Source organism: Kitasatospora sp. NPDC048239 (genome assembly GCF_043202015.1).
Classification (GTDB): domain Bacteria; phylum Actinomycetota; class Actinomycetes; order Streptomycetales; family Streptomycetaceae; genus Kitasatospora.
Genome location: NZ_JBICZP010000001.1, coordinates 755,177 through 782,170, shown reverse-complemented (window position 1 = coordinate 782,170; position 26,994 = coordinate 755,177). Strand labels below are relative to the sequence as shown.

26 protein-coding genes and 1 pseudogene are annotated in these 26,994 nt (G+C 73.3%); 12 read left to right on the top strand and 15 right to left on the bottom strand.

What is annotated here, in order from left to right:
- Positions 1 to 14: 14 nt before the first annotated feature.
- On the bottom strand, positions 15 to 2,468 hold the full coding sequence (locus tag ACGFZP_RS03425; protein ID WP_392928063.1) for a Tex family protein: 2,454 nt from the start codon (positions 2,466 to 2,468) through the stop codon (positions 15 to 17).
- 198 nt (positions 2,469 to 2,666) lie between these two features.
- On the opposite strand from ACGFZP_RS03425, the gene ACGFZP_RS03420 reads away from it, so the two are divergent.
- Positions 2,667 to 3,050 carry a PPOX class F420-dependent oxidoreductase gene (locus tag ACGFZP_RS03420; protein ID WP_392928061.1) on the top strand — a complete coding sequence of 128 codons (384 nt, stop codon included), beginning with the start codon at positions 2,667 to 2,669 and terminating at the stop codon, positions 3,048 to 3,050.
- On the opposite strand, the gene ACGFZP_RS03415 is transcribed toward ACGFZP_RS03420, so the two are convergent.
- The 6 genes from ACGFZP_RS03415 to ACGFZP_RS03390 form a co-directional block, all read right to left on the bottom strand.
- Complete coding sequence (locus ACGFZP_RS03415) at positions 3,037 to 4,260, bottom strand: MFS transporter (RefSeq protein ID WP_392928058.1); 1,224 nt, start codon at positions 4,258 to 4,260, stop codon at positions 3,037 to 3,039. The genes ACGFZP_RS03420 and ACGFZP_RS03415 overlap by 14 nt on opposite strands.
- Positions 4,261 to 4,265: 5 nt before the next feature.
- Complete coding sequence (locus ACGFZP_RS03410; RefSeq protein ID WP_392928055.1) at positions 4,266 to 4,862, bottom strand: GNAT family N-acetyltransferase; 597 nt, start codon at positions 4,860 to 4,862, stop codon at positions 4,266 to 4,268.
- Positions 4,863 to 6,056: a type III PLP-dependent enzyme gene (locus ACGFZP_RS03405; protein WP_392928052.1), complete on the bottom strand. Its 1,194-nt coding sequence runs from the start codon at positions 6,054 to 6,056 to the stop codon at positions 4,863 to 4,865. It lies immediately after the preceding gene.
- Positions 6,049 to 7,386: a DUF6271 family protein gene (locus tag ACGFZP_RS03400; protein ID WP_392928050.1), complete on the bottom strand. Its 1,338-nt coding sequence runs from the start codon at positions 7,384 to 7,386 to the stop codon at positions 6,049 to 6,051. The genes ACGFZP_RS03405 and ACGFZP_RS03400 overlap by 8 nt, the downstream gene beginning before the upstream one ends.
- Positions 7,368 to 8,432, bottom strand: coding sequence for a phytanoyl-CoA dioxygenase family protein (locus tag ACGFZP_RS03395; protein WP_392928048.1), 1,065 nt, complete (start codon positions 8,430 to 8,432; stop codon positions 7,368 to 7,370). Before ACGFZP_RS03395 ends, ACGFZP_RS03400 begins: the two co-directional genes overlap by 19 nt.
- 650 nt (positions 8,433 to 9,082) lie before the next feature.
- The gene (locus tag ACGFZP_RS03390; protein WP_392928046.1) at positions 9,083 to 9,676 is read right to left on the bottom strand and encodes a hypothetical protein; all 594 of its coding nucleotides are present in this window, start codon (positions 9,674 to 9,676) and stop codon (positions 9,083 to 9,085) included.
- A 63-nt stretch (positions 9,677 to 9,739) separates the two neighbouring features.
- Here ACGFZP_RS03390 and ACGFZP_RS03385 point away from each other — a divergent pair, with 63 nt between their 5' ends.
- Positions 9,740 to 10,675, top strand: coding sequence for an aminoglycoside phosphotransferase family protein (locus ACGFZP_RS03385; RefSeq protein ID WP_392928044.1), 936 nt, complete (start codon positions 9,740 to 9,742; stop codon positions 10,673 to 10,675).
- Positions 10,676 to 10,825: 150 nt separating this feature from the next.
- Positions 10,826 to 11,092, top strand: a complete 267-nt coding sequence (locus ACGFZP_RS03380) for a DUF397 domain-containing protein (RefSeq protein ID WP_392928042.1) — start codon at positions 10,826 to 10,828, stop codon at positions 11,090 to 11,092.
- A gap of 5 nt (positions 11,093 to 11,097) precedes the next feature.
- On the opposite strand, the gene ACGFZP_RS03375 is transcribed toward ACGFZP_RS03380, so the two are convergent.
- Complete coding sequence (locus ACGFZP_RS03375; RefSeq protein ID WP_392928040.1) at positions 11,098 to 11,733, bottom strand: tetratricopeptide repeat protein; 636 nt, start codon at positions 11,731 to 11,733, stop codon at positions 11,098 to 11,100.
- A gap of 47 nt (positions 11,734 to 11,780) precedes the next feature.
- On the opposite strand from ACGFZP_RS03375, the gene ACGFZP_RS03370 reads away from it, so the two are divergent.
- From ACGFZP_RS03370 to ACGFZP_RS03350, 5 genes are all read left to right on the top strand, one after another.
- Positions 11,781 to 12,512, top strand: coding sequence for a tyrosine-protein phosphatase (locus tag ACGFZP_RS03370; protein WP_392928038.1), 732 nt, complete (start codon positions 11,781 to 11,783; stop codon positions 12,510 to 12,512).
- A gap of 428 nt (positions 12,513 to 12,940) precedes the next feature.
- Complete coding sequence (locus ACGFZP_RS03365) at positions 12,941 to 13,342, top strand: hypothetical protein (RefSeq protein ID WP_392928036.1); 402 nt, start codon at positions 12,941 to 12,943, stop codon at positions 13,340 to 13,342.
- A gap of 193 nt (positions 13,343 to 13,535) precedes the next feature.
- Positions 13,536 to 14,300, top strand: a complete 765-nt coding sequence (locus ACGFZP_RS03360) for an ATP-binding cassette domain-containing protein (RefSeq protein ID WP_392928034.1) — start codon at positions 13,536 to 13,538, stop codon at positions 14,298 to 14,300.
- Positions 14,301 to 14,303: 3 nt separating this feature from the next.
- The gene (locus tag ACGFZP_RS03355; protein WP_392928032.1) at positions 14,304 to 15,599 is read left to right on the top strand and encodes a hypothetical protein; all 1,296 of its coding nucleotides are present in this window, start codon (positions 14,304 to 14,306) and stop codon (positions 15,597 to 15,599) included.
- Positions 15,596 to 16,198 carry a hypothetical protein gene (locus ACGFZP_RS03350; RefSeq protein ID WP_392928029.1) on the top strand — a complete coding sequence of 201 codons (603 nt, stop codon included), beginning with the start codon at positions 15,596 to 15,598 and terminating at the stop codon, positions 16,196 to 16,198. Before ACGFZP_RS03355 ends, ACGFZP_RS03350 begins: the two co-directional genes overlap by 4 nt.
- 138 nt (positions 16,199 to 16,336) lie before the next feature.
- Here the strand turns inward: ACGFZP_RS03350 and ACGFZP_RS03345 are convergent, their stop codons facing one another.
- On the bottom strand, positions 16,337 to 17,317 hold the full coding sequence (locus ACGFZP_RS03345) for a pentapeptide repeat-containing protein (RefSeq protein ID WP_392928027.1): 981 nt from the start codon (positions 17,315 to 17,317) through the stop codon (positions 16,337 to 16,339).
- Between the two features lie 384 nt (positions 17,318 to 17,701).
- On the opposite strand from ACGFZP_RS03345, the gene ACGFZP_RS03340 reads away from it, so the two are divergent.
- A complete protein-coding gene (locus ACGFZP_RS03340; protein WP_392928025.1) occupies positions 17,702 to 18,178 on the top strand; it encodes a hypothetical protein in 477 nt (158 codons plus the stop codon).
- A gap of 97 nt (positions 18,179 to 18,275) precedes the next feature.
- Here the strand turns inward: ACGFZP_RS03340 and ACGFZP_RS03335 are convergent, their stop codons facing one another.
- Both ACGFZP_RS03335 and ACGFZP_RS03330 read right to left on the bottom strand, forming a co-directional pair.
- Complete coding sequence (locus tag ACGFZP_RS03335) at positions 18,276 to 19,106, bottom strand: SGNH/GDSL hydrolase family protein (RefSeq protein ID WP_392928023.1); 831 nt, start codon at positions 19,104 to 19,106, stop codon at positions 18,276 to 18,278.
- A gap of 394 nt (positions 19,107 to 19,500) precedes the next feature.
- Positions 19,501 to 19,872, bottom strand: a pseudogene (locus ACGFZP_RS03330) (winged helix-turn-helix transcriptional regulator); the annotation flags it as partial.
- Between the two features lie 123 nt (positions 19,873 to 19,995).
- On the opposite strand from ACGFZP_RS03330, the gene ACGFZP_RS03325 reads away from it, so the two are divergent.
- The gene (locus ACGFZP_RS03325; protein ID WP_392928021.1) at positions 19,996 to 21,210 is read left to right on the top strand and encodes a pyridoxal phosphate-dependent aminotransferase; all 1,215 of its coding nucleotides are present in this window, start codon (positions 19,996 to 19,998) and stop codon (positions 21,208 to 21,210) included.
- A gap of 72 nt (positions 21,211 to 21,282) precedes the next feature.
- On the opposite strand, the gene ACGFZP_RS03320 is transcribed toward ACGFZP_RS03325, so the two are convergent.
- Complete coding sequence (locus ACGFZP_RS03320; RefSeq protein ID WP_392928019.1) at positions 21,283 to 22,371, bottom strand: sugar ABC transporter substrate-binding protein; 1,089 nt, start codon at positions 22,369 to 22,371, stop codon at positions 21,283 to 21,285.
- A 373-nt stretch (positions 22,372 to 22,744) separates the two neighbouring features.
- Between ACGFZP_RS03320 and ACGFZP_RS03315 the strand changes: the two genes are divergently transcribed.
- Entirely contained in the window at positions 22,745 to 23,077 is a 333-nt protein-coding gene (locus tag ACGFZP_RS03315) for a YnfA family protein (RefSeq protein ID WP_392928017.1), read from the top strand.
- Between the two features lie 424 nt (positions 23,078 to 23,501).
- Positions 23,502 to 23,984, top strand: coding sequence for a peroxiredoxin (locus tag ACGFZP_RS03310; protein WP_392928015.1), 483 nt, complete (start codon positions 23,502 to 23,504; stop codon positions 23,982 to 23,984).
- A 72-nt stretch (positions 23,985 to 24,056) separates the two neighbouring features.
- Here ACGFZP_RS03310 and ACGFZP_RS03305 read toward each other — a convergent pair whose 3' ends face one another.
- The 3 genes from ACGFZP_RS03305 to ACGFZP_RS03295 form a co-directional block, all read right to left on the bottom strand.
- Positions 24,057 to 25,724, bottom strand: coding sequence for a purple acid phosphatase family protein (locus ACGFZP_RS03305; RefSeq protein WP_392928012.1), 1,668 nt, complete (start codon positions 25,722 to 25,724; stop codon positions 24,057 to 24,059).
- A 197-nt stretch (positions 25,725 to 25,921) separates the two neighbouring features.
- Positions 25,922 to 26,173, bottom strand: a complete 252-nt coding sequence (locus tag ACGFZP_RS03300) for a hypothetical protein (protein ID WP_387948192.1) — start codon at positions 26,171 to 26,173, stop codon at positions 25,922 to 25,924.
- A gap of 112 nt (positions 26,174 to 26,285) precedes the next feature.
- Complete coding sequence (locus tag ACGFZP_RS03295) at positions 26,286 to 26,687, bottom strand: (2Fe-2S) ferredoxin domain-containing protein (RefSeq protein WP_392928009.1); 402 nt, start codon at positions 26,685 to 26,687, stop codon at positions 26,286 to 26,288.
- Between the last annotated feature and the right edge of the window lie 307 nt (positions 26,688 to 26,994).

Genomic DNA, 26,994 nt, shown 5'->3' with positions numbered 1-26,994 from the left:
GTCCACCGCCAGGCTCAGCGCCGCCCGGAGCGGCGGTTGTCCGAGCCGCCCTGGCCGCCGCCCGAGAGCCCGGCCCGGCGCAGCGCGTCCGCCATGGCGCTGTTGGCCGGCGCGGCCTGACCGCCCGAGCCGGCACCCGCACCGGACCCGCCCGAACCCCGCCGGTCCTGGCGCGGCGGACGGGCCTGCCGGGCACCCTTGTCGCCGCCCCGGTCACGGCCGCCGCCGCGCTCGCCGCCGCCCCGCTCGCCGCCGCCCGGGCGGCCGACCTCGTCGTCCAGCCGCAGGGTCAGCCCGATCCGCTTGCGCGGCACGTCCACCGCGGTCACCCGGACGGTCACGATGTCGCCCGGCTTGACCACCTCGCGCGGGTCCTTGACGAAGTTCTTCGACAGCGCCGAGACGTGCACCAGGCCGTCCTGGTGGACGCCCACGTCCACGAAGGCCCCGAAGGCCGCGACGTTGGTGACCACGCCCTCCAGCATCATGCCGACCTCCAGGTCGCCGATCTTGTCGACGCCCTCCTTGAAGGTGGCGGTGCGGAACGCCGGGCGCGGGTCCCGGCCCGGCTTGTCCAGCTCGCCGAGGATGTCGGTGACGGTCGGGATGCCGAAGGTGTCGTCGGCGAAGTCCCCGGGCCGCAGCGCGCGCAGCGCACCGCTGTTGCCGATCAGCCCGCGCAGCTCGCCTCCCGTGGCGGCGAGGATCCGGCGCACCACCGGGTACGCCTCGGGGTGCACGCTGGAGGCGTCCAGCGGGTCGTCGCCGTCGGGGATCCGCAGGAAGCCCGCGCACTGCTCGAAGGCCTTCGGGCCGAGCCGCGCGACGTCCTTGAGCGCCTTGCGGGTGCGGAACGGGCCGTTGGCGTCACGGTGCGAGACGATGTTGTCGGCCAGCGTCCCGGTGATCCCGGAGACCCGGGTGAGCAGCGGCGCCGAGGCGGTGTTGACGTCCACCCCGACGGCGTTCACGCAGTCCTCGACCACGGCGTCCAGCGAGCGGGAGAGCTTCAGCTCGCTGAGGTCGTGCTGGTACTGGCCGACGCCGATCGACTTGGGGTCGATCTTGACCAGCTCGGCCAGCGGGTCCTGCAGGCGGCGGGCGATGGAGACCGCGCCGCGGATCGAGACGTCCAGCTCGGGCAGCTCCTGCGAGGCGAACGCGGAGGCGGAGTACACCGAGGCGCCCGCCTCGCTGACCATCGCCTTGGTCAGCTTCAGCTCGGGGTGGCGCTTGATGAGGTCCTCGGCCAGCTTGTCGGTCTCCCGCGAGGCGGTGCCGTTGCCGATCGCCACCAGGTCCACCCCGTGCCGGGCCGCGAGCACGGCCAGCGTGTTGATCGAGGCGTCCCACTTGTTGGCGGGCTGGTGCGGGTAGATGGTCTCGTGGGCGACCACCTTGCCGGTGGCGTCCACCACGGCGACCTTCACGCCGGTGCGGAAGCCCGGGTCCAGGCCCATCGTGGCGCGGGTGCCGGCCGGGGCGGCGAGCAGCAGGTCGCGCAGGTTGGCCGCGAAGACCCGGACCGCCTCGTCCTCGGCCTCCTGGCGCAGCCGGGACCGCAGGTCGATGCCGAGCCGGACCAGGATCCGGGTGCGCCACGCCCAGCGGACGGTGTCGCCGAGCCACCGGTCGGCCGGGCGGCCGTGGTCGGCGATGCCGAAGCGGGCGGCGATCCGCTGCTCGTAGTCGTTCGCGCCCGGGAGGTCGCCGCCGTCCTCGCCGTCGTACGGCGACAGGTCGAGGTCCAGCACCTCCTCCTTCTCGCCGCGCAGCAGCGCGAGGATCCGGTGCGAGGGGAGCCTGGTGTACGGCTCGGCGAAGTCGAAGTAGTCGGCGAACTTGGCGCCGTCCTGCTCCTTGCCGGAGCGCACCGTCGCGACGATCCGGCCCCGGCCCCACATCCGCTCGCGCAGCGAGCCGACCAGGTCGGCGTCCTCGCCGAACCGCTCGACCAGGATCGAGCGGGCGCCCTCCAGCGCGGCGGCCTGGTCGGCGACCGACTCGTTCAGGTAGCCGGCGGCGAGGGCGGCCGGGTCCTGCGCCGGGTCGGCGAGCAGGGTGTCGGCGAGCGGCTCCAGGCCGGCCTCTCGGGCGATCTGCGCCTTGGTGCGCCGCTTGGGCTTGTACGGGAGGTAGATGTCCTCCAGCCGGGCCTTGGAGTCGGCGGCCAGCACCTGGGCGCGCAGCGCGTCGTCCAGCTTGCCCTGGGCCTCGATCGACTCCAGGACGGCGGTGCGGCGCTCCTCCAGCTCGCGCAGGTAGCGCAGCCGCTCCTCCAGGGTGCGCAGCTGGGTGTCGTCGAGCGAGCCGGTGACCTCCTTGCGGTAGCGGGCCACGAACGGCACGGTGGCGCCGCCGTCGAGCAGGTCGACGGCCGCCTTCACCTGCCCCTCGCGGACGCCCAGCTCCTCGGCGATCTTCCGTCCGATCGCCTGCTGGGCCTGCTGTTCGACTGGCGTGCTCACGAAGCCGGCCACCTTCTCCAGAGTTGCGTTCCCCGTACCCCCGCATTCTGGCACTGCCCGGCGACACCGCCGGGACGCCCCCGCGCAACCCGGGCGTGGCGCGCGCCGGACCTGCGGGCGGGTGCGGGGGGCTCACTCCGACGAGACTCCAGCGCCGCACTGTTCCGGCATCCGGTGGGCGTTCCTAGACTGCCGGGCATGGACGCCACGCAGTTGGAGCGGCTCGCCGCCGCCAAGTACCTGCTCGTCACCACCTACCGCAAGGACGGCACCGGCGTGCCCACCCCGGTCTGGGTGGTGCGCGACGGGGACGCACTGGGCTTCACCACCGTCGCCGACTCCTGGAAGGTCAAGCGGATCCGCAACCGCCGGGACGTCCTGGTCGGCCCCTGCGACATCCGCGGCAACCTGCACGGCGAGCAGGTCCCGGCCACCGCCGAACTCCTCGGCCCCGAGCGGACCGCCGCCTACCTGCCGCCGCTGCGCCGCAAGTACGGGCTGATCGGCTCGATCACCCTGCTGGGCAACCGGCTGCGGCGCGGGGCGGCGGGCACGGTCGGGGTACGGGTCACGCTGGGTTAGCCGGGGCCTCGGCCGGGCTCGCCGGGGCGGCCTTGTCCCCCGCCGCGGCCCGCCAGCGGATCCGGGTGGCGCAGGCGGAGACCAGGGCCGCCGAGGCGGCCACCGCCGCCATGCCCCACACCAGGCCGCTGCCGTCGGCGATGAAGCCGATCACCGCCGGACCGGCCAGCAGGCCCACCGTGCCGGTGGCGGCGACCAGCGCCAGGGCGTCCGAACCCTGGTGCGCCGCGGCCACGTAGATGCACGGGGTGGCGGCGGCCATCCCCAGCCCCACACAGGCGAACCCGATCAGTGTCGGCACCACGCCGCCGACCAGCAGGGCGAGTGCCAGCCCGGCCCCGGCCACCGCGCCGCCGACCCGGACGATCCGGCCGTCGCCCCAGCGGCTGCGCCAGCCGTCGGCGAAGACCCGGGCCAGCACCATCATGACGGAGACGACGGCGATGCCCAGCGGGGCCAGACCCGACGAGGCGTGCACGACGTCCTGCAGGTAGAGCGTGGACCAGTCGTTCATGGCGCCCTCGGTCACGGTGCCGAAGACCATCGCGCCGCCCATCCAGACCGTCACCCGGGACGGCATGGTCAGCCTGCGGCGGCCCCTGGGCTCCGCCTGCCCGGCTTCGCCCGACTCCTCGGCTTTTTGACCATCCGTCAGGAGTCTGGGCCGGGCGAACCCGATCAGCAGCAGCAGAAGGCCCGCGGCCACCCCGAAGTGCACCCCCAGCGCCGGGGTGAGGGTGTTGACGCCGGAGGCCAGCAGCGCGGCGAGCAGCGCCCCGCCGCTGAACGTCGCATGGAACCGGGACATCGCGGTCCGCTCGTACCGGACCTCCAACGCGGCCCCCTGCGCGTTCATCGCGACGTTCAGGCACCCGACGGCGACGCCGTCGAAGCAGACCACCGCCAGCGCGACCGGGTAGTTCGGTGCCAGCGCCAGCGCGGGCAGCACCAGGCCCAGGCCGAGCGCCGACACGAACGACAGGCCCCGCGAGCCGAGCCGCCTCATCAGCGTCGCCACCAGGGGGAAGGAGGCGGCCGCGCCCGCGCCGCAGACCATCAGCAGCAGGCCCAGCTCCGCCTCGCTCAGGTCGAGCCGGGCCTTCAGCGCGGGAAGCCGCGAGACCCACGTCCCGTACTGGAACCCGAGGAAGCAGAACAGCGCCGCGATCGCCACCTGGGCTCTGCGGAAGTCGTCGCGAACGCGGAACATGTGCATCAGCCCAATTCGTCTGTCGGTGCCGCCGGTTGCAGCGGATCGCCGGTGTGGTTCGACTTCTCGTCCGGGGCCGGCGCCACGGCCATCGACATGTAGACCGCCCGGCTGCCGTAGCTCGCCGGGATCCCCACCCCGGGGTGGGCGCGGTACCCCAGCGGGGCCCAGAGCACCTCGGTGCCCCGGACGGCCACCAGGGAGATCCGCTCGAACCGCTGCTCCCGCGCCGTCTCCAGGAGGTGGTCCAGCAGCCGGACGCCCAGCCCCCTGCCGCGCAACTCCTCGGCGATCACCAGGTCGTGCGCGTGCAGGTTGCCCGCGGCCGGGCCGCCACCGGTGGCGGCGCGCGCCGGACCGGGCCCCTCGGGCAGGCTGAGGTCCGGGATCCGCATCGGCGGGTAGGGCAGGGCCAGCAGGTAGCCGCCGACCCTCCCCCGGTGCTCCGCCACGAAGCAGGTGCCGGGCGAGGAGCGGCCCCGGGACTCCAGCGCCTCCCGGCCCTCGGACAGGCCGTCCAGCGCGTAGGCGCCGGCCTCCAGCGCCACGACGGCGTCCCAGTCGCCCTCGGCCAGCGGCCTGATCCGGATGTCGTCGTCCATCTACGCGGACACCTCCGTGGTGGCGCCCCCGCCGCGGACGCAGCTGTAGGGCAGCGGGTCGAAGCCGTTGAACCCCCGGGTCATGTAGCCGACGGCGTAGGCCCCGCAGGAGAGGATCCAGACCGGATCCCCCGAGGCCGCCGCGGCGGGCACCCGGACCAGCCCGCCGTCGTGCGCGTAGGCGTCGTCGCTGTCGCAGGTCGGGCCCGCGACCACGGCCGCCAGGTACTCCCCGCCGGGGTGCCCGGGGAACTCCAGCCGGTACTGCAGCTCGTCCATCTCGTACAGCCCGTTGAACTTCCCGCAGCTCAGGTACAGCCAGTGCTCCCGCCCGCCGTCGAGCTGGCGGCGGGAGGAGAGCCGCGCCACGTGGGCCCGGATGGCGCCGTGGTCGGCCACCAGGTGGCGCCCCGGCTCCAGGAGGAGGTCCAGCGGTGAGGCCGACACCTCCCGCAGCCGCTGCACGCCCTCCCGGATCACCGCGAACATCTTGTCCAGCGGCGGCTCCAGCGGCCGGCCCCGCTTGTCGAGGACGCCGAGGGCGGGCAGGCCGCCGCCGAGGTTGACGTGGTCCAGCAGGATCCCCCGCCGCTCCAGCGCCACCAGGGCCTCGGCCAGCGAGTCCAGCGCGCTCTGCCAGGCGTCGGCGGTCATCTGCTGCGAGCCGACGTGGACGGAGAGGCCCGACGGGGTCAGGCCAGCCGCCCGCGCCGCCTCCAGCACCCGGACGGCGTCCTCGGTCGAGCAGCCGAACTTGCGGCTGAGGCCCCAGAGCGCACCCTCCCCGCTGGTGGCCAGCCGGCAGAACACCCGGGCGCCCGGGGCGTGCACGGCGATCGCCGCCACGTCCTCCAGGCTGTCGGTGGCGAAGTCCCTGACGCCGAGCCGGTACGCGTCGGCGATGTTGCGGTCGGACTTTATGGTGTTGCCGTAGTGGATCCGCTCGACGGGTACGCCGGTGCGCAGCGCCTGCGCGATCTCGTGCGGACTGGCCGCGTCGAAGCCGGCGCCCTGCCGCGCCAGCGCGGCGAGCACCTCGTCCACCGGGCACGCCTTCATCGCGAACCGCACCGACACGCCGGGGAGTTCGCTCAGCAGCGCGGCGTACTGGCCCTCGATCCCGTCCAGGTCGAAGATGATCCGGTCGTCGGCGGCGGCCGCCAGGGCGGCGCGGACGGCTGTGTTCTCAGGCATCGTCGAGGCTCCGGATCCGGCTGTCGGGACTGGTCGGGGCCTCGTGCCTGGCGGCCTGGACCAGCGGGCCCCAGACGTCGGTCAGCAGCGCGAAGTCCTCCATGTCGGCCTGGGCCTCGTCCAGCAGGCTCGCCCGCAGGGGCACCAGGTGGTCGGCGAACTCGGCGTATCTGCCGCCCAGTTGCCGGTAGCAGCGGTCGAGGACCGCCAGCCGTCGACGGTTCTCCGCCCGGTCCGTCCCGGCGCTGCGCCGGATCGGGTCGAGGACGGCGTCCACCCGTACCCGGTGCTGCGGGTCGAGCAGCGCCGCGCCGGCCTCCTCCATCGCCGCGTAGACGGGGTGGAGGTAGAGCATCGACAGCAGGAACTTGGTGAACCGCAGCTGGTAGGCGGTGAATCCGGCGGCGGTCCGGCGCTCGGGGGTGTAGCGGTTCACGATGTGCCGGTTGTGCACGACCCCGGGCAGCGTCGCGTCGCGGACCAGGTGCAGCAGGAAGTAGTCGCTGCCGATGGTGGCGACCGCCGGCGGCAGCGGGACGCGCTCGTACACCTCGGAGTCGAAGCCCACGTTGCACATGTCCACCCGCCAGATGTCGGGTGCGCCGAGGACCGACCCGTCGGCGGTGAACGGCTCGGTGCCGCCTCCGGTGAACGAATCGTCCACCAGCTCCCGCCGCTGCTCCACCGAGGCCCCGGTCTCGGCCCACAGGCCGACCACCTCGTAGTAGACCTGCGGGTCCAGCTCCCTGATCTCGCCGATGTCCACGGAGAGTTCGCCGATGAAGGAGGCTCCGACCAGTGAGACCGGCTTCCCGGCGTGCTCCGGCTCCAGCTCGCTCCTGGTGACGCCGGCCACCGCGTCGCCCGCCCGTCGGCCCAGCGACAGCAGCTCGTGGTGGACCGGGAACACCGGGGCGCCGTCCAGCACCTGGTAGTCGCTGTCGGAGTCCCGCCGGTGCACCGACTCGCACCCCAGCGCCGCGGCGATCAGGAACGCCCGGTTGGTGCAGGCGCCGTAGGACACCGCGTCCGGGAGCATCAGCTCCAGCACCGCCTCCGGCTCCGCCACCCCCGAGCGGTCGACCACCCGCCGCAGGAAGTCCCGCTGCCGGTCCTCACCGAGGTGGTGCACGACCACGCGCTCCACCGGCTCCAGCGCGCGCACCGCCCGCGCGTGCTCCGCGAACTCCGGCTCCGCCGAGGAGTCCAGCACCAGCAGGTGCACCTCGACCTCGAAGTGCCCGGCCGCGTAGGCCGCCTCCGCACCGACGGCCGCGATCGCGGCGGCGCAGGCCCGGTTGGTCGGAAGGGTCAGACAGATTCTGCGCATGCCCGCTCCCCGCCCGCCGGTCCGAGGCCCTCGCCCCGCCAGGACGTCAGCCCGAGCAGCCTGGCGCCCAGGTCGTCCAGCTCCGCGGCGGGGTACCGCAGCGACTCGGGCCTGGTCGCGTCGCCGAGCAGCGTCCCGTTCCAGGTCGGCGTGGCGAGGCTGCGCCACGACTCGATCCGGGACTCGCGCATCTCCCGGTGCTCCTCCAGCGCGGGCATCATCGACAGGTACTGGACCGAACGGACGCCGCTCTGCGAGCTGTTGGCGGCCACCCCGTGCGCCAGCAGGCCGTTCCAGATCAACAGGTCGCCGGCCGACAGCTCGGGCCGGACCACCGGGTACTCCTCGCGGTCGACATCGGGCCTGATCGGGTCCCGGCCGGCCGGCTGGGCGAGCCGCCACGGCTCGAACCGCCGGAACAGCTCGGGGTTGCACTGGAAGCCGCCGGTGTCCGGCTGCGTGTCGTTCAGCGCGATGATGCCCTGGACCCGCTGCGGCAGCACGGCGAGCGTGGTGTCGACGTCCCAGTGCAGCTCGATGTCGAACCCCCGGTCGGTGGCCTCGATCAGCGCGCGGTCGCGGTTGCCGACGTTCGGCGGGTTCAGGTTGAGCCGGTCCAGCGTCACCCACAGCTCCTCGCAGTCCCAGACGTCGACGAACGCGTCGTAGACCCGCTGCGCCTGGCGGCTGTCCCAGATGAGCTGGTGGTGGTACGCCTCGACGAAGCCGTAGATGTGCAGGTGCTGGTCCAGCTCCGTCCGGTACGGCCGCTCCTCGTACCAGGTCTCCGGGCGGTCCGGGTCGAGCCCCTGGAAGTCCCAGGCGAAGTCCAGCAGGCGCCGCGCCGCCTCCGCGGGAATCGCCTGCCTGACGACGACATAGCCGTACGTCTGCCAGAAGGCGAAGTCCTCCTCGGACAGCACGCGAAGCTTCTGCGACTTCCGGATGTCACGCAGGGGCGTCCGGGCTAGATATGACTCACCGTCAGCGGAGAAATACGGAATGTCGGAGGCGGCTCGGTACAGATAGCGGTCGGGTGTCGGCATGCAATCACTCCCGGGCTTTCATGTGCAATCGCGGAACAAAATTCGGCCGACCGCCGCGGAGTTACGGTCGGACACGCGGCCACCGGCTGTCGGCCGATCACTCGCCGTGGACGGGCCGACCGCCGCTCGAACCTTGGCGAGGTGTCGTCCGGGAGTGGGATTCGGGCAGGACCGATCCGCCGTACGGGAGTTGACCCGTACCGCGGATGAGGCCGGCGCTCAGGAAACGCCGCAGGTCACGGCAGGAGGAGAGGTCAGTGGACGCATGCCGGGCAGGCCGGCGAAGGGCGCGTCGTCGCGCCGCCCGGCCGGCCCGCGCAGGCGGTGGTCCTCCCCCAGGGCGGGACTGGAATTCCTACCTCCTACGCGCTCGGCACCCGATACGGGACGTGGGCATCCGCAGTGGACTCACGCCGTCGGCAGGCCAGTTGGTCCATCCGGCAAAGGGGCTCTGCAAGGCCCCCGCCGCACCGATCTGTTGTCCCACTAAAATGGACTAGACCAACTTCCGGTGTCAACCCCCGTATTGGTATCGGCTCGGACGGCGAACGGCCGATCCCCGTGGAGAAGCCGATTGGCCTTTTTGCCTAGACGTTCGGGCGACCTTCCGCGGTTCACCGATTTCCCGACGAACCGCGGCCGACGCGGCATCAGCCCCACTGGATAGGCGCCCGCTCAGGGCGGCCGCCCTCCGCGATCCCGATCAGGTGCGGCCGGTGGTCCACCACCAGCCGCAGTCGGTCCGGACCGTCCCAGGCGACCTCGTTCAGACCGTTCCAGTCGCCGTTGAGGAACGCGACCTCCCAGCGCCGCCGCGCCAGGCCCTCACCCTCCTCGACGTAGACCCAGTAGAGCGGGTCGATCATCGCGTGGCCCTCGACGACGACCACCCGGCGGTCCGGACGGCCTGGCGCCGCCTCGTCGCTCGTCGTCGCCCGGTGGTCCGAGAAGAGCCAGAACGGCACCGTGGCCAGGCCCAGCACCACCGTCACCACCCCGAGCACACTGCGGAGCCAGACCGGCCAGGTGGCGAGGACCAGCGCCACGAACAGCAGAGGCAGCATCAGCGTCCCGAACAGCAGCGGGTGGTCGAACCACTCCCGCAGCAGCGCCAACCCGCCCGAACGCCGGTTGACCCTCCCCACCAACCCCGCGACCGCCAACCCCGCCACCCCGCCGAGCGCGCCCACCAGGACCCGCCGTTCCCACCGCTTCAACCGCGACTTCACACGCACGTTCGACATCCGGCCACCCTAGTAACGGAAATCCTGCCGAGTCCCCCGAGGTCGCGCTGTACGCTGCCGCCCATGTGCGCCGCCGAGAGATTGCACACCGACGAACCGGACATCGACGCAGCCCTCGTCCGGCGGCTGCTCGCCGCCCAGTTCCCGCAGTGGACCGGGCTGTCGGTCCAGCCGGTCGCCTCCGCCGGGACGGACAACGCGATGTTCCGGCTCGGGTCCGAACTGGCCGTGCGGCTGCCCCGGGTCGGGTGGGCCGCCGAGGGGGTCGGGCGCGAGCGCCACTGGCTGCCCCTTCTCGCGCCGCGGCTGCCCGTCCCCATCCCCGTCCCCCTCGCCCTGGGGCGGCCGTCCACGGCCTACCCGTGGGAGTGGTCGGTGGTCAGGTGGCTGGAGGGCGGCAACCCCGCCGTCGGCGCCGTCCCCGCGCCCGTCCGACTCGCCCAGGACCTGGCCCGGTTCATCACCGCACTGCGCGCGGTCGACCCCGCCGACGGCCCGCCGGCCGCCCGTGGCGTCCCGCTCGCCGACCGGGACAACGCCACCCGGGCCGCACTGACCCGGCTGCCCGGCGTGATCGACACCGCCGCCGCCACCGCCGTCTGGGACGAGGCGCTACGCCTGCCCGTGCACCCCGGTCCGGCCTCCTGGGTGCACGGCGACCTCTCCCCCGGCAACCTCCTGATCGACGGCGAACGGCTGGCCGCCGTCATCGACTTCGGCCTGCTGGGCGTCGGCGACCCGACCGTCGACCTGATCGTCGCCTGGAACCTGCTCCCCGCGTCCGCCCGCCCCGCCTTCCGCACCGCGCTCGGCGCCGACGACGCCGACTGGCTCCGCGGCCGCGCCTGGGCGCTGTCGATCGCGCTGATCCAGCTCCCCTACTACCGCCACAGCAACCCGTCGCTCGCCGCCAACGCACGGCACGTGATCCGCGAGGTCCTCGCCGACCGCAACACCCGCCCCCGCCCCGGCCCCCCAACCCCGAGACCCCGGGCCTAGGGAACGCGGCGAATCCACCTGCGCCCAGAAGCGGTTGGTGACGATCTCGCCCTCGGTGAGTTCGCGACCGCAGGAGGAGGCGAGCTCGCGGACCAGCCGGAGCCCGGGGGATCCGGTCATTCGGATCTCCGCCCTCCTGCAGTCCGAGGCGTGTGCACACGCCTGCTCGCGTCGGGGACCGCAGCCGGAAACCCCGACCTGGTCCAGGAGAAGGTCTCCTCCCGACCGGCCCGCCGACGCCGGTTGTTCGAGGAGGACGGCCCCCTCCTGATGGCCGTGCACTCCGAGGACCCCGAAGGCCCCGTCCTCGTCTTCCCTGCCGCTGCCCGGCAGTCCTTCATCGACGCCGTCCAGGCGGACCACCTCCCGGCTGCCGAGCTCCCCGGGCCGGTCGCCGCCCCGCAGCGACCGGCCTGACGGTGTCACAGGTCCCGGCGCGCCTCGTCCACCGAGCGCAGGACGGCCTTGGCGTCCGCCGCCCCCGCGAGGGCGGCCGCCTCCTCCAGCAGACCCCGGGCGTCCTCCGGTCGCTCCTCGGCGGCGGCGATGTACGCCAACCCGACGAGGTTCGCCGCCACACCCGCGGGGAAGTCCAACTCCCTTCGCAGCCGCGCTGATTCCTCCAGCCGCTCGCGGGCCTCGCCCAGCCGGCCGGCCATGTGTGCCGCGATGCCCAGGTGCCGCAGGACGTACGACACCGTCAGCCGGTCGCCGGCCCGGTCCGCCAGTCCGTGTGCGCGCTCCAGAACGGGCACCGCCGTCTCGTTGTCGCCCCCGACCACCTGGTGGTAGATGCCGATCCAGAGCAGGGCCTCGCCCTCGCCCCGCCCGTCGCCCAGCTCCCGGTACAACCGGGCCGCCTGCTCGAAGAGCTCCGACTCCCGTACGTCACCGACGCGCTGCTCCAGAAAGCGGGCATGGATCAGCCGCCCCCGGGCCAACGCGAGGTCCGCCTCGACGGCGTCCAACTGCCGGTCGGCCGCCTCCAGTACGCCGTCCTCGCCGCCGAAGACCGCCCGCTCGTAGAGCAGCCCTGCCTGCTCGATCCGCTCGTCCATGCCCACGCCCCCGCTTTGCCGATCACCGCACTCAGTAGGGTGCGATCATGACACGACACATCGCGTTCGAAGGCCTGCACAACTTCCGTGATCTGGGCGGTTATCGGGGCGTCGACGGACGGACCGTGCAGTGGGGGCTGCTCTACCGCTCCGACTCGCTGGCCAAGTTGGCCGGCTCGGACGGCGAACGCCTCCGGTCGCTCGGCATCCGGACGGTGATCGATCTCCGCTACCCGTGGGAGATCGCCGCCAAGGGCCGGATCCCGGAACTCGGGTTGGACTACCACAACCTGTCCATCGAACACCGCCCCTACGACCAGGCCGAGATCGACCCCGACGTGGACCCGTGGCGCTACCTCGCCGACCGCTTCGCCGAGGTCGCCGAGGACGGGGTCGAGGAGATCCGCCGGGTACTCGACCTGATCGCCGGCGCCGAGGAGCCGCTGGTCTTCCACTGCGCCTCCGGCAAGGACCGCACCGGGCTGATCGCCGCGCTCGTTCTCTCCCTCCTCGGCGTCCACGAGGACGAGATCGCCGCCGACTTCGCCCTCACCGAGCTCGCCACGCCCCGCCTCATCGCCGACTGGCACGCCGCCAACCCGGGCCGCACACTGCGCTGGCCCGGCTTCGGCCGTGCCCCGGAGGCGGTCATCCGGCTCACCCTCGCCGACCTCGCCGCCGCCCACGGCTCCGTCCGCGGCTACGCCGCCGACCGGCTCGGCGTGGACGACGCCCTGGTGGACGCGCTGCGCGGACGGCTGCTCGCCCCGGCGGTCTGAGCCCGATCCGCCTCCGCTGGTCCAGCCGGACCGGACCCGACCGACCGCGTCGTCGTGAACCGGCCATCCGCCCGTCCGGTCATATGCCACCAGCACTGGCCGCCGCCCCTCACCACTCGCCCGGCGAGGGGCGGCGGCCTTCCCCGGAGCGAACGGAAACTCCCACCGCCACCGCCAAACCAGGGCAGTATCGGCCCACTTCGAACCATTCAGGAAATCGACCGGACAATACCTGTCACTATTGGTCGGACAGCCCCGGATTCAACAATCCTGAGGCATCCTCCCGCCGATTGTCCTAAAAGGACGCACCCGCTACGTTCGTATACGCTAACGTGTATTTCCGGTGGCGATGACCGGCCGGATCGCCCGCTCGTTTCTTTTTGCCTGCATGGCACTCCCCGGGGTGCCACCGAAAAGATCGGACGGATATGCACGCAAAGAACCTCAGGGCCGCCCGCGGCATTCTGGTGGCGGCCGCCCTGCTCGCGTTCGCCGGGGTGACGCCCGCCCTGGCCGAGGGATCGTGGAGCTCCCACATCAGCGACTGGGCGCCCGGGTCGGAGTCCCGGCGCTGGCAGGACGCCGACCGCGACGACGTGGCCACCGCGGTGTCCTTCCAGGGCTGCACCACCGGGAACAACGACTTCAAGAACGCCGATGTGGCGCTCTACAAGGACGTCTTCGGCCCGGACAAGTCCTACGGCTCCCGGCTGAACCGGTGCGACACCTCCACCTGGGGCGACCAGAGCCCCGGCGCGTACTACTTCACGCTGGAGGGCGTGCGCTCCGGCGGCACGCTCTGGGTCGACACGGTGAGCGCCCGGTACTGACCGGCCGCCCCGGCGACCTGACCGACCCCGCCGCCCCGGCCGGCGTTCCGGCGGGCGCCTCCGCCCGCCGGAACGCCGCACCGCGCCCTCCCGCACATTCCCACGCCATTCCCACGCCATTCCCGCGCCATTCCCGCGTCCCCCAGATCTCCCCCCGCACCGCACCAGCCGAACGAAATGCGCCGACCCCGACATGACCCTTGAATTCCATCGCATCGACTTCCGGTACGCCCGGAACGCGAATCTTTTCACCGCCTTCGAATTGCGGATCGACAGCCCGGCCACCGTCCTGCTCGGCCCCAACGGCGCCGGGAAGTCCACCCTGATGGCCCTGGCCGCCTCCCAGCTCACGCCTCGCCGGGGCGCCGTCTCCTGGCGGGGCCGCGGCTGCGCCGGGCGGGGCGACCGGACCGCCTACCGGCGGGCGGTCGCCTGGCTGCCGCAGCAGGTCACCCCGGTCCCCGGGCTCAGCGTCCGCGAGCAGGTCGCGTACACAGGCTGGCTGAAGGGCATGTCCCGCGCGGCCGCCTGGCAGGCGTCCGCCACCGCGCTGGCCCGGGTCCGGCTCACCGAACTCGCCGACCGCAGAAGCCATCAGCTCTCCGGCGGCCAGCTGCGCCGAATGGGCATCGCCGGCTGTCTGACCCACCACAGCGAGCTGATCCTGATGGACGAGCCGACCGCCGGACTCGACCCGGCGCAGCGCGGCGTGTTCCGGACCCTGATCGAGGAGCTGGCCGGGGAGGTCAGCCTGATCGTCTCCACCCACCAGACCGAGGACCTCGCCGAGATCTACCGGCAGGTGGTGGTGCTCGACCGGGGCGCGGTCCGATTCCAGGGCGGCGCCGCTGAGTTCCACGCCCTCGGCACCGCCGGTGCTCCCCGTACCCCCGGTGCCCCCGGTGCCCCCGGGAGCGCCGAGGCCGCGTACGCGCGCCTGGTCGAGCGGGAGGTCTGACCGATGCCGCTGCGCACCCTGCTGCGAACCTCTGCCGCGACCCGCGCACTGCCGTTCCTGCTCGGCTTCGTCCTGGTCGCGCTCGCGGACGACCTCACCGCCTGGGTCACCCCGTCGTACGGGCTCTCGGCCGCCGGGCAGGCCACCTTCGCACTGCCCTTCGTCTGCGCGGCCTGCGCCGCGGCGGGCGCCTGGGAGGGCGCCCGGCTGCACCGGGGGCGGGTCCTCGACGGCTCCCCGGTCCGCTCCCCCCTGACCGTCACCGCCCCCGTCCTCCTGCCGGTGGCGGTGATGGGCGGACTCGGCATGGCGGCCGCGCTCGGCACCGCCGCACTGGCCGCCGGCAGCGCGGCCGGGGCACCGCAACCGGGCGTGCTCGCCGTCTGGGCCGGGTTGCTGCTCGCCAACACACTCGTCGGGTCGGTGGTCGGGCGGGTGCTGGTGCCGGTGGTCGCCGTGCCGCTGGCGCTGGTCGCCGGCTTCGTCCTGAACGCCTACCCGGCCTCGTTCGACGCGTTCTGGCTGCGGCACCTGGTCGGCGGCGGGCTCTCCGACTGCTGCGGGGTGGACCAGGTGCTGGACGTCCGCGCGGTGTGGAGCCCGCTGGCGTTCAGCGGCGCGGTCTGCGCGGCGGCCGTGCTGCTGATCCGCCACCGGGGCGCGGCGGCGGCAACGGCCCTCGCGCTGGCGGTGACGGCGGGCGGGATCGGGCTGGCCGGCTCGCTGGCGCAGGGCCTCGGTCCGGCGCCCGTTCTCGCCCGGCCCGCCGAGGAGCTGGTCTGCGACCACGGCCGCCCGCGGATCTGCCTCTGGCCGGAGCTCGGCGGCACCCGCGCCGGCCTGGTCCGCGAGGAGGCCCGGCGGGTCGCCGGCCGACTCGCCGACAACGGCGTCCCGGTACCCGCCGTGCTCACCATGGCGGCCGAACCAGGCCCGGGAGAAGCCAAGTTGGGCGTCCCGACCACCGCCCGACCGCAGGACGTGGCACCGGGCGTCGTCAGCGGACTGCTCCCCGCCGCACCCGGGTGCGCCCGCCGTGGCGAGCCCTACCCGGCGGGCGCGGCGGCCGGGCCGGTGACGGCCTGGCTCACCGCGCAGGCGGCCCCGGCCGGGTCGGCGGGCGAACCGGCGGCCCCGCCCGCCGCCGGGCGGTTCGGGGAGCAGGACCTGGCCCTCGTCGCACAGGTCCTGCGGCTCCCCCGGGAGGCCCAACTCAACTGGTACCGGCGGACCACGGAGGCGCTGCGGCACTGCGGCACGGATCCCGCCGACCCGCAGGGCGCGGGCGGTGCCGCATGATCTGGTGGTGCAAGGCCCGCGCCGTCCCGGCCGTCGCCGCCGCGCTGGCCGGGACGTTCGCCCTCGGCCTGCTGGTCGGCGACGGCGAACTGCCGGTACCGGCGCTGCGCGGCCAGGCCGGGCACTTCCTGGTCGCACACGTGGTCACCCTGCTCCCCGCGGTGGTCCTGCTGCACGGTCTCGGCCGCGGCGACCTGCGCACGGAGCTGGTCGCCGGGCGCTTCCTGCGCGGTCTGGACGTGGCGCTCGCGCTGACCGTCGCGGCGGCGGGCGCGGTACTGGGCGCCCTCGCCTTCGCGGCCGGGCAGGGCGAGCTGTCCCTCGTCCTCGGCCGCAACACCGCCGGCTACCTCGGCCTGGCCCTGCTGCTGCACCCCTTGCTCGGCCACCGCCCGGCGGCCGCCGCGATCGCCGTCACGCCCCTGCTCTGCTCGGCCGCCGGCTGGCACCCCGACGGCCGCCCCCAGCCCTGGGCCTGGCCCCTCCACCCGGCGGACTCCCGCTACGCCCTGGCCGCCGTAGCCCTCACCACCCTCGCCGGCACCACCTGCGCCCTCCTCCGCCGCCACCCGGCAACAGAGCTGCGCATCCTGGCCTGACCCTCGGCAGACCAACACCCACCCCCGCACGAAAAGTCGGCCCCACCGACTTCCCAGGCAGCCCCCAGGCGCAGCCCGGCTGCTGCCGATCTGCCCGGCGGTTGCCATCTCGGCGGTTGTGCAGCCCCCGCCTTGGGCTCAGCGCCGGGGCTTGCCCGAGCGCCCGCCCTGGGGCCTGCCCTGCTGGCCGCGCGGCTTGCGGCGCTGCCCCTGACCCTGACCTTGGCCCTGGCCCTGCGCCGGGCGGTCGCCCGGGGTGGCCGCGGTGGCCGTCCGGGGCCAGTGGCCCGGGCGGGCGAGGGTGGCCGGGAGCCGCGTCGAGGCGTCGCCGCGGGCGGCGTTGAGCTGGGCCTGGGTGAGGAAGAGCGCCTCCGTGAGGTCGGCCCCGGCCACGTTGGCGTCCCGCAGGTCGGCGCCGATCAGGTCGGCCAGCCGGAGGTCCGCACCACCGAGGTCGGCCGCGACCAGCAGCGCGCCGCGCAGGTTGGCTCCCCGCAGGTCCGCGCCGCGCAGCCTGGCCCCGAACAGGTCGCCGCCCCGGTGCTCCCGGCGGCGCGGCACGACGGCGCGGACCAGCTCGCTGACCCGCAGCAGCAGCTCGGCCACCCGCTGCCGGTGGGCCGGCACGTCCAGGGCGAGGATCTCGGCCGGGCCGCTCCGGGCGAGCCGCTCGGTCTCGTCCAGCGCCCGGCGCAGCTCGGCGTGGACCGGGCGGGCGGGGGCGAAGGTCAGGGCCTCGGTGAGGTACCAGAGCAGCTCGTGCAGCTGCCGCACCACCGGGAACACCTCGAACATCTGCGACGCGCTCTCGGGCGCCTCGCGCCAGCTCCGGCCGCCGAAGGTCACCTGGGAGACCCGCTGCCCGGCCCCGAAGCAGTCGTACACCGTGCAGCCCTGGAAGCCGCTGTCCCGCAGCCGCGCATGGATGCCGCAGCCGAAGTCGGCCTGCAGGTTGCGGCAGGGCGTCCCGGCCGCCTTGTCGATCGCGAAGTCGGCGCCGGCCGCGAACGGCAGCGCGGCGCAGCACAGCCCGAAGCAGCTGCCGCAGTCGGCCCGCAGGGCGGCCCCGCCACCCGGGGTGCCCCCGGTGTCGTCCTGCTGCGTCTGGGTCTCGGCCACGATGTGCGGTCCTCCAAAGGTGGGCGCCGCTCGGCGGCGCGTCGAACCGGCCAAGTCTACGTCGGCCGCGCTCCGACCCCGCCCTCCGGAGCCACGACCCCCGGTACGCCCACGAACAGGATGTATGCAATCGACCCCCGCGTGAAGCGGCCCATGCATGCCACCGGCACCGGCCTGCGGCACAGTCCCGGAACGAACGGCTCCGCCGCGACTGACCAGGCGCCATACCGAACCACAAACCCCTTGCGGCACATGCGATCTGACGTTGACTCATTTACCGTGCACGGAGCACTCCCGGCCGGGATAGGTTCCTTCAGGAGCCGGAGGCCGTGCGGGGCCTGCCTGCTTCTTCCACGAATCACTCGACCCAGCAGGAGTCTTCTCGTGAAGAACCTCACCAAGCGGATCGCCGCAGTCGGGGCGGCCACCATCGCCGCCGCCGGCCTGACCTTCGCGGTCAGCCCGTCCGCCTCCGCCGCGGACCAGAGCAAGGCGCTGGTCCTCAGCACCCCGGACTGGTACCCGAACGACTACGTGAGCATGTCGTCGAACTGGGTGCACCTGAAGTTCCAGTCCGACGGCAACCTCGTCCTCTACCGCAACTGGGACGGCGCGGTCCTGTGGGCCAGCGGCACCTCGGGCTGGGGGCTCACCCGCCTGAGCTGGTCCGCGACCGGCTACATCAAGCTGTACAAGGGCAACGCCCTCGCGTGCACCATCGGGGACGTCGCCGCGCCGGGCGGCCGGGTCGCGGTCCAGGACGACGGCAACCTCGTCATCTACAAGTCCAACGGTGCCGCCGTCTGGGACACCGGCACCTGGAACAACCAGGTGTCCGCCCTCAACAACTGGTGCGTCTGACGGCCCCGGGTGAACGTCCGGCCCGGGTGAACCGGTGAGCGGGCCGCCGGGCGTGCACCTCGCGCCCGGCGGCCCGCTCCGCTGTCGACGGGGGAGCTCACCCCTCGTACGGCAGGAGCTCCGCGCGCTTCGGGGCCCGGCCGTCGCCGGAGGAGCGGCCGGTGAGGCGGCGGCCGATCCAGGGGCCGAGGTGGGTGCGCAGCCAGCGGGCGTCGGCGGCCAGCCGGGCACCGCGGCCGGCCGGGGCGGCGGCGGGCAGCGGGGCGCGCCAGTCGAAGGACGCGGGGTGGCCGAGGGCCTCCAGGACGGCCTCGGCGACCCTGCGGTGGCCCTCGGGCGACAGGTGCAGGCGGTCCTCGGCCCAGAGCCGGCGGTCGTCGAAGCAGGGCGCGGAGAACAGGTCCACCACGGCGATGCCCGGGTCGTCGCGGCCCAGCTCGTGGACGAAGGCCTTCATCCGCCGGATGGCCGGGAGCAGCCGGGCACTGCCCGCCATCCGGCGGGTCGGGTCGGTGCTGGTGAACAGCACGACGGTGGCGCCGGTGGCGCGCAGCGCGGTGGCGGACCGGCCGAGCAGGTCCTCGACCTGCTCGATGTCGCAGCGCGGGCGCAGCACGTCGTTGAGGCCGCCGGCCAGGGTGACCAGCGCGGGGCGCATCGCGGTGGCGGCGGGCAGCTGCTCGTCGTGGATCTGTCCGATGAGCTTGCCGCGTACGGCGAGGTTCGCGTACCGGAAGGCCCCGGCCGGCTGCTCGGCCGCGAGCCGGTCGGCGACCCGGTCGGCCCAGCCCCGGAAGTGCCCGTCGGGGAGCAGGTCGTCGCACATGCCCTCGGTGAAGGAGTCCCCGACGGCGACGTAACTGGCGTACACGGCGGGCCCGGTGGGTGCGGCGGGCCCGGTGCGCGAGATGTGAGCGGTGTTCTCCATGGCCCGACGATCGTACGCGCCCTGACGTCCGGCCTCCGGCGGGGCCCCACCGGAAACCGCGACCCGGCCGCACCACCGGCCCGAGCCCGCCACCGACCCGGCCGCACCGGAAACCGATGCCCGGCCCGGCAGGCCCGCGGCCGGATCAACGGCACCGCTCATCGAACGCCGATCCGCCGTTTAGCGCGACCGGGCACCGTGGACGACACGTCTCGCCGGGCCGGTGGCCGACCGCGGCGGCCGACCGCGGGGGTGCCGGTCGCCGCAGACCCGACGGTCGGCCACCGACCCGGCGTCACGCACCCGCCCCCCGGCCGTCACGGACCCGCCCACCCGGCGCCGCACATCCGGTGGGACGCCGCAACCGGCCCTAGCCGGGAACGGCCGCCGCGTCCCGGGTAGCCGGCTCGGTGAACCAGTGCTCCCGGACGGCGTCCGTCGGCCGCTGCTCACCGAGCGCGTCCAGCCCCCACGCGCCCAGCGCGCCGATGACCGCGCGGAGCGCCAGCCCCCGCCCGGTGAGCTCGTACACGGTGGCGTTGGCGGGCCGCTCCAGCCGGCGGCGGACCACCAGGCCCTCGCCCTCCAGCTGCTTGAGGCGCGCGGCGAGGATGTCGGTGGAGACTCCCGGCAGGTCGGCGTGCAGGTCCGTGTAGCGGCGGGGGCCGGCCAGGAGTTCACGGACGATCAGGAGACTCCAGCGCTCCCCCACCGCGTCCAGGGCGCGGGCGACGGCGCAGTACTGGTCGTAGCTTCGGCGTGACATGTGGATCAGCATAGCCAGAAGGTTGGACTTTCCAAGTGCTTACTTGGTAGAACAAAGCAACCAGGATGGCGCGGCCCGCGCGTACGGCAATGGCGGGTGACGGTTGATGGTCGGGAGGCCGCAGTGGAGTTTCGGCAGTCCAGCAAGCTGACGGGCGTGTGCTACGAGATCCGCGGCCCGGTGGTCGACCGGGCGAACGCGCTGGAGGAGGCCGGGCACAGCGTGCTGCGGCTGAACACCGGCAACCCTGCGACGTTCGGCTTCGAGGCGCCGGAGGAGATCATCCAGGACATCATCCGCAACCTGCCGAACGCGCACGGCTACAGCGACTCGCGGGGCATCCTGCCGGCCCGCCGCGCCGTCGTGCAGTACTACCAGCAGCGCGGCGTCAGCGGGGTCGGCGTCAACGACGTCTACCTGGGCAACGGCGTCTCCGAGCTGATCCAGATGTCCGTCACCGCCCTGGTGGACGACGGCGACGAGGTGCTCGTCCCGATGCCGGACTACCCGCTCTGGACGGCCGCGGTCCGGCTGGCCGGCGGCAGGGCCGTGCACTACGCCTGCGACGAGGAGGCGGAGTGGTACCCCGACCTCGACGACATCGCCGCCAAGATCACCGCCCGCACCAAGGCCATCGTGGTGATCAACCCCAACAACCCGACCGGCGCGGTCTACCCCAAGGAGCTGCTGGAGGGCATCCTCGACCTGGCCCGCCGCCACCAGCTGATGGTCCTGGCCGACGAGATCTACGACAAGATCCTCTACGACGGCACCGAGCACCACTGCCTGGCCGCGCTCGCCGACGACGTGCTCACCCTCACCTTCAACGGCCTGTCCAAGTCCTACCGGGTGGCCGGCTTCCGCAGCGGCTGGCTGGTCGTCTCCGGGCCCAAGCAGCACGCCGCCGACTACCTGGAGGGCCTGACCATGCTCTCCGGCATGCGGCTGTGCCCCAACGTCCCGGCCCAGTACGCCGTCCAGGCCGCGCTCGGCGGACACCAGTCGATCAACGACCTCGTCCTGCCCAGCGGGCGGCTCGCCGAACAGCGGGACGTCGCCTACAAGGCGCTCAACGAGATCCCCGGCGTCAGCTGCGTCAAGCCCAAGGGCGCCCTGTACGCCTTCGCCAAGCTCGACCCCGCGGTGCACAGGATCGTCGACGACGAGCAGTTCGTGCTGGACCTGCTGCTCCGCGAGAAGATCCACGTCGTCCAGGGCACCGGCTTCAACTGGCCGCGCCCGGACCACTTCCGCTTCGTCACCCTCCCCCGGGCCGACGACCTGGAGACGGCGATCAACCGGATCGGGCGCTTCCTCGCCACCTACCGCCAGGTCTGACGCCCGACGGGCCCCGGGGAGCACCCCGGGGCCCGGACACCTGCGGTCCCCCCGGACCGCAGGGGACAGGGCCTACTTGACGCCGGCCGCCGCACAGGCGTCCGCGTACTGCGGCGTGCAGATCTCCGCCGCCTTGTACAGGCCGCCGCCGACCACCGTGACCTGCACCTTCGCCTTGGTCACCACGATCGGGGTGAGCAGCAGCGAGGGGATCCGCAGCCCGCCGCTGTCGACCGCCGCGCCGGCCGCCGCGCTGATGTCCATCCCCTTGAGCAGCTGGACGGCGATGCTCCCCGCGGCATCCGCCTCGGGCTTGTACGGCTTGTAGATGGTGTAGGCCTGCTCGCCCGTGAGCACCCGGCGCACCGCGTCCATCGAGGCGTCCTGCCCGCCGACCGGGACGTTCTTGATCCCGGCCGCCTTCAGCGCCTCGATGACGGAGGAGGCCATGCCGTCGTTGGCCGCGTACACGGCCTGGATGCCGTCCTTGCCGAGGTTGTGGATGGCCTCGTTCATCTTCACCATGGCCACCTCCGGCTTCCACTCGCCGGACTGCTCGTAGGCGATCGCCTTGACCCGCCCGTCGAGCGCCCGGTGCGCGCCGGCCTTGAACATCGCCGCGTTGGGGTCGGACTCGGCGCCGTTGATCATCACGACCTGTGCGGCGGCGGCCTTCGGGCCGAGCGCCTCCAGCAGCGCCTGGCCCTGGATCTCACCGGTGCGCTGGTTGTCGAAGGAGATGTAGGCGGCGACGTTGCCCTCGGCCAGCCGGTCGTAGGCGATGACCTTCGCCCCCTTGGCGGTGGCGGCCTCGACCCAGGACGAGGTGACCTTGGCGTTCACCGGGTCGAGCATGATCACCTTGACGCCCTTGGCCAGCAGGTCGTCGAACTGCCGCTTCTGGGTGCCCTCGTTGCCGTCCGCATTGGCGTAGTCGACGACGCACGTGGTGCAGAGCGAGGCCACCGTGGACTCGATCAGCGGCTTGTCGAAGGCCTCGTACCGGGTGGAGGAGGTCTTCTCGGGCAGCAGCAGACCGATCGTCGTGCTCCCCACGCCGCTCGGCCGGGCCCCTCCGTCGCTCTGGCCGCAGGCTGCGAGGGCGAGGGCCAGCGCCACGGCGGCCGTGCCCGCTGCCGCACGACGGGTCGTTCTGTTCATGGTGGGTGGTGCCTCCTGACTGCGCCGCATCGTCACGGCAGAGGACGGAGTCAATCCGCGCCCGGCGATTCCGTCAATAACTGAAGGCGAAAGTCACAACCGACTGCTCGATTCGTTATGAAGTGAAGAATCTGCGCGCGTTCCCCCACGACTGCCGTGAGGACCCTCCGTATCAGCGTCAACTCTTCAACGGGAAACGGGTTTACGCCCCCGATGCCCCACCCCGGACGCCTCACCGCACCCCGCCCCACGGCCCAATCCGGGCCAATCCGGCCTGATCCCGCGCGATACGGCCTGATCCAGCGCGATACGGCGCGATACGGTCAGACCCGGTCAGACCCGGGCCCCGGGGTGCGCCGTAGGCTGATCCGCCATGACCGCCCTGCGCTCCGCCGCCCTGTTCGCCCTCGCCGCGCTCGCCGAGATCGGCGGCTGCTGGCTGATCTGGCAGAGCGTGCGCGAGTCGCGGCCCTGGTGGCTGGCCGGGGTGGGCGTCCTCGTGCTCGGCGGCTACGGCTTCGTCGCCGCCCTCCAGCCGGACAGCCACTTCGGCCGGGTGCTGGCCGCGTACGGCGGCGTGTTCGTGGCCGGCTCACTGCTCTGGGGCATGGCCGTGGACGGCTTCCGGCCCACCCGGTACGACGTGCTCGGCGCGCTGGTCTGCCTGGCCGGCGTGGCCCTGATCATGGCCGGACCGCGCCGCTAGGCGGTCTGGAGTGCCACCCGGGCCTGACCACCTGACCGGTCCGCGCTCTCGCTACGGTCTGTCAGGGTGGACAGGCTGGTCCCGGAGGCATGTCTACGCACAGTCACCCCAATTGATGCGCCGTCGAATCGGGAATAGGGAGAACCGAGGGTCGGCGGTTGCCGCAAGGTTCGGTGTCCCCGGCCGTCGCTGTTCGGATGCCGGGGAACCCCCTGCGAGACCATGCGGCGCAGGCCCTTGCCGTACGCCCCCCAGGGCAGGACGGACCCCCCCCACCGCGCCGGCGCCCGCGCCATCGCCCTGGCACTGCACTGACGCCGGACCGGTCGGGCGCGGCCGGGGACGTAAGGTGGCCGCGGCCGTAAGTGGCCGGGGACGTAGGGTGGCGGCGACCGCGCCGCCGCATCCGAAGGACCACACCACGATGGCGAAATCCCCCGAAGTGGGCGCCCCCGCGCCCGAGTTCACCCTGCCCGGCCTGCTGCTGGACGAACCGGCCGGCACCGTCGAACGCCGCAACTACCGGCTCGCCGAGGCCAAGGGCAGCCCGCTCGTCCTGGTCTTCTACCCCGGTGACGACACCCCCGTCTGCACCAAGCAGCTCTGCTCGTACAGCTCCGACCTGGACCGCTTCCGCGGCCTCGGCGCCACCGTCTGGGGCATCAGCCCGCAGGGCCTGGACAGCCACGAGCAGTTCGCCCGCAAGCACCGTCTGAACTTCCCGCTGCTCGCCGACCCGACCCGGACCGTCGTCCGCTCCTACGGGATCGCCGTCCCCGGGCTAGGACTGCGCCGCTCGGTGTTCGTCCTGGACGGCGACGGCACGGTCCGCTGGAAGCACGTCGCCCTCGCCGGGCTGACGTTCCAGCACAGCGACACCCTCGCGGAGCAGCTGGCCGCGCTCTGAACCGCCGACGGGCGGGCCGCCCGGGTCCCCCCGGCCGGCCCGCCAGTGCGGGTCCGCGGCTGCCACCGGCTGCTACCAGCCCCAGCCGCCGCCCTCGCCGTCGTCGTCGGTGGCGCTGTCCCAGCCCTCGCCGACCTTGCGCAGGATGGTGTAGTGGTCGACCTGCGTGCCGTTCTCGGCCAGCGCGGTCACCTTCATGGACGACTTCTGGCCCAGGTGGGCCGGGGTGACGTCGACCTTGATGAAGGAGTAGCCGGTGTAGCGCACCCGGGACCACTCGACCTTCTCGGTCACCTTCACCCCGCCCTTGGCGAAGTGGTAGGTGTCCACCGAGTCCACGCGGTTCTCGTGGCCCTCGTAGGTGTCCGGGGCGTCGAAGCTGTACAGGCTGCGGCCGGCCGCGCCCGCCGTCACGTACACCACGCCGTCGGTGGCCGGCTCGATGGTGGCGCCGCTCGGGACCGCCTTGGAGACCTTGTTGCCGAGGATCGCGTCGGTGCGCTCGTAGACGTGGTTGTGACCGTTGATCACCAGGTCCACCCGGAACTTCTCGAACAGCGGCACCCAGGCCTCGCGGACCCCGCCCTCGGAGGCGTGCTGGTGGGTGGTGGAGAAGGCGCAGTGGTGGAAGAAGACCACGATGAAGTCGATGGTCTCGTCGTTGCGCAGGTCCTTCAGGGTCCGCTGCAGCCACTTGGTCTGCTTGCCCGCCGAGATGCCCAGGTTGGCCGGGATCTCGTAGGAGACGTCGTTGGCGTCCAGTGAGATGACGCCGACGTTCTTGTAGCGGAAGGTGTAGACGCCGGGGACGGTCCGCGGGTCCGGGCCGTTGTCCGGCAGGAAGAAGCGGTTGTTCTCGCCGCCGTACCCGTTGTGCGAGTACCAGGCCTCCATGTCGTGGTTGCCGTAGGAGACCATCCACGGCACCTTCGACGCCACCGTCTCGGTCTGCGCCAGGAAGGCGTCCCAGGTGGTGGCGTTGTACGAGGTCCGGTCCGAGTCCTGGCCGGAGCCCGCCGGGTCGGCGTAGCAGATGTCGCCGGCGTGCAGGTGGAAGGCCGGGTTCTGGGCCAGGACGATGTGGTCGTTGCCGGCCGCGTGCGCGCTGACGCCCTGGTCGCCGAAGGCGGTGAAGGTGAACGGCTCGTACACCTTGCCCCAGCGGTGGTCGCGCGAGGGCGCGGTGCGGAAGGTGCTCAGCGTCGAGATCGCCTGCTGCGAGGCCGGGTCGAAGCCCTGATGGCCGACGCCGTAGTAGTACGTGGTGTCGGGCTGCAGGTCCTCCAGCGCGACGTGCAGGTAGTACTGGTCCACCGGCTGGCCGGTCGGGGTCAGCGCGGGGGTGTGCAGCGCCCGCACCTCGGCCTGGACCTTGTGGCCGAGGTCCCACGGGCTGCGGCCGTAGCGCAGGAACGGCTTCTTCACCGGGGCCGGGACCTGCCAGGAGACCCGGAACTGGGTGTCCGGCTCGGGGCCGAAGGCGAGGTGGCGGCCGATCGGGGCGACCAGCGCGCCGTCGATGCCGTCGGTCGTACCGCCCGTCAGCAGCTCCGGGCCGGCCGGGGCGGCGGACGCGGTGCCGCTGCCCAGCGCACCGCCCACCGCCAGCGCGCCGACGGTGACGGCGCCCGCGCGCAGCATCCGGCGGCGGGAGTGACGGGCACGCAGGTACTCGTGCTGCTCGGCCATGCTCATGCGGTCGGCCAGCTGCGCGGGCACGCCCATGTTGGGGATATCCATGGGCGGGACTCTTCCAGCGGCGCGTTGACCGCATGCGGACGCGCGGTGAACGAGCCCCGGCGTGCCGGTCAGTCGAACGCCAATGTTCGACCATGCTTCGGCAAAGCCGCCGCCCCCGGGTGGACCTGGCCGGACCATCCGGCCTGACCCGGCTACTGATCCGCCGTCGCAGACCGCACGTGCTGGGGGCTTGGGCCCTACGGCTGCTCGTCCCAGGTGCTGGGCGCGCGGTTGCCGGTGCCGTCGCAGGTGCGGCAGACCTCGTCGCGGTAGGCGTGCTTGGCGCCGCCCGCGTCGACCCGGTAGCGGACGTAGACGCCGGTGCCGTCGCAGAGGAAGCAGTTGCCGCCCCCGCCGCCGACCTCGGTGGTGCCGGTGCCCTGGCAGGTACGGCAGCTGAGGCCGGCGGTGCGGCCGGTGCCCGCGCAGATGCGGCAGACCGTGGTCACGTCGTTTCCTCCCAAGCCGGGGCGCCCCTGGAAATGGTAGTGCCCGGCGGGGCCGCCGGGACGGGCGTCTGCGGCGGCCGCTCGCGGACCCGGGGGGATCCGTGGGACGGCCTCAGTTCGGCAGGCCCTCACGGATCCGGCGGGAGACCGAGATCTGCTGGAGGTCCAACAGGCCCGGCGGGTCGGCGAGGCCGGGACCGCCGGCGTGCACCCACTCGGCTATCTCCTCGATCATGTCGTCCGCCAGCACCCAGCCCAGCCAAACCGGGCGCCCGCCCGCCTCCCGGCCCTCGCCGGACGGGCCGACCACCACGACGTTGGAGTGGGCGCAGGCGTCCAGGCACTTGACCGCCCGCACCCGGCCCGCCGTGCCGACGGCCTCGCGCAGCCGCTCGTACTGCCCGGCGTGGTCCACGCCCGGGTGCTTCTCCTCGGAGCCGCAGCAGCAGGCGCGGCAGACGGTGACGGTCACCGGGGACGCGGCCGGCTTGCGCTCGCGGTCTCGACGGCTCATCGGTTCGGTTCTCCTCGTGCTCCGGGGCCGCTGCCAGGGCCTTTCCCCCGGCGGCCGCGGGCCGTTGCGGCCGACGGTCCACGGTGGCGCCCTCGTGCCCGGCGGCACCGGGCGGCAACGGCAGCGTACCTGTCGGCTCCCGGGCCGTCGGCACGGTGCCGAACGTCCCGGCGGTCACCCGGTGCGGCACGGGCGGTCGGCGGGCCCGACCGGAGAGGCCGGCGGGCCCGGCACGGGCGAGGCCGCCCGACCGCGGAAGGCCGCTGCCCGCCTGCACCGCTCGCACGAGCAAGCGGCACGGACGGGC

What these genes read in the sequence shown, in the direction of transcription:
- ACGFZP_RS03420 (WP_392928061.1), top strand. Translation starts at nt 2,667, where the DNA reads ATGGACGCCACGCAGTTGGAGCGGCTCGCCGCCGCCAAGTACCTGCTC.
- ACGFZP_RS03415 (WP_392928058.1), bottom strand. Translation starts at nt 4,260, where the DNA reads ATGTTCCGCGTTCGCGACGACTTCCGCAGAGCCCAGGTGGCGATCGCG.
- ACGFZP_RS03410 (WP_392928055.1), bottom strand. Translation starts at nt 4,862, where the DNA reads ATGGACGACGACATCCGGATCAGGCCGCTGGCCGAGGGCGACTGGGAC.
- ACGFZP_RS03405 (WP_392928052.1), bottom strand. Translation starts at nt 6,056, where the DNA reads ATGCCTGAGAACACAGCCGTCCGCGCCGCCCTGGCGGCCGCCGCCGAC.
- ACGFZP_RS03400 (WP_392928050.1), bottom strand. Translation starts at nt 7,386, where the DNA reads ATGCGCAGAATCTGTCTGACCCTTCCGACCAACCGGGCCTGCGCCGCC.
- ACGFZP_RS03395 (WP_392928048.1), bottom strand. Translation starts at nt 8,432, where the DNA reads ATGCCGACACCCGACCGCTATCTGTACCGAGCCGCCTCCGACATTCCG.
- ACGFZP_RS03390 (WP_392928046.1), bottom strand. Translation starts at nt 9,676, where the DNA reads ATGTCGAACGTGCGTGTGAAGTCGCGGTTGAAGCGGTGGGAACGGCGG.
- ACGFZP_RS03385 (WP_392928044.1), top strand. Translation starts at nt 9,740, where the DNA reads ATGTGCGCCGCCGAGAGATTGCACACCGACGAACCGGACATCGACGCA.
- ACGFZP_RS03375 (WP_392928040.1), bottom strand. Translation starts at nt 11,733, where the DNA reads ATGGACGAGCGGATCGAGCAGGCAGGGCTGCTCTACGAGCGGGCGGTC.
- ACGFZP_RS03370 (WP_392928038.1), top strand. Translation starts at nt 11,781, where the DNA reads ATGACACGACACATCGCGTTCGAAGGCCTGCACAACTTCCGTGATCTG.
- ACGFZP_RS03365 (WP_392928036.1), top strand. Translation starts at nt 12,941, where the DNA reads ATGCACGCAAAGAACCTCAGGGCCGCCCGCGGCATTCTGGTGGCGGCC.
- ACGFZP_RS03360 (WP_392928034.1), top strand. Translation starts at nt 13,536, where the DNA reads ATGACCCTTGAATTCCATCGCATCGACTTCCGGTACGCCCGGAACGCG.
- ACGFZP_RS03355 (WP_392928032.1), top strand. Translation starts at nt 14,304, where the DNA reads ATGCCGCTGCGCACCCTGCTGCGAACCTCTGCCGCGACCCGCGCACTG.
- ACGFZP_RS03350 (WP_392928029.1), top strand. Translation starts at nt 15,596, where the DNA reads ATGATCTGGTGGTGCAAGGCCCGCGCCGTCCCGGCCGTCGCCGCCGCG.
- ACGFZP_RS03335 (WP_392928023.1), bottom strand. Translation starts at nt 19,106, where the DNA reads ATGGAGAACACCGCTCACATCTCGCGCACCGGGCCCGCCGCACCCACC.
- ACGFZP_RS03320 (WP_392928019.1), bottom strand. Translation starts at nt 22,371, where the DNA reads ATGAACAGAACGACCCGTCGTGCGGCAGCGGGCACGGCCGCCGTGGCG.
- ACGFZP_RS03315 (WP_392928017.1), top strand. Translation starts at nt 22,745, where the DNA reads ATGACCGCCCTGCGCTCCGCCGCCCTGTTCGCCCTCGCCGCGCTCGCC.
- ACGFZP_RS03310 (WP_392928015.1), top strand. Translation starts at nt 23,502, where the DNA reads ATGGCGAAATCCCCCGAAGTGGGCGCCCCCGCGCCCGAGTTCACCCTG.
- ACGFZP_RS03305 (WP_392928012.1), bottom strand. Translation starts at nt 25,724, where the DNA reads ATGGATATCCCCAACATGGGCGTGCCCGCGCAGCTGGCCGACCGCATG.
- ACGFZP_RS03295 (WP_392928009.1), bottom strand. Translation starts at nt 26,687, where the DNA reads ATGAGCCGTCGAGACCGCGAGCGCAAGCCGGCCGCGTCCCCGGTGACC.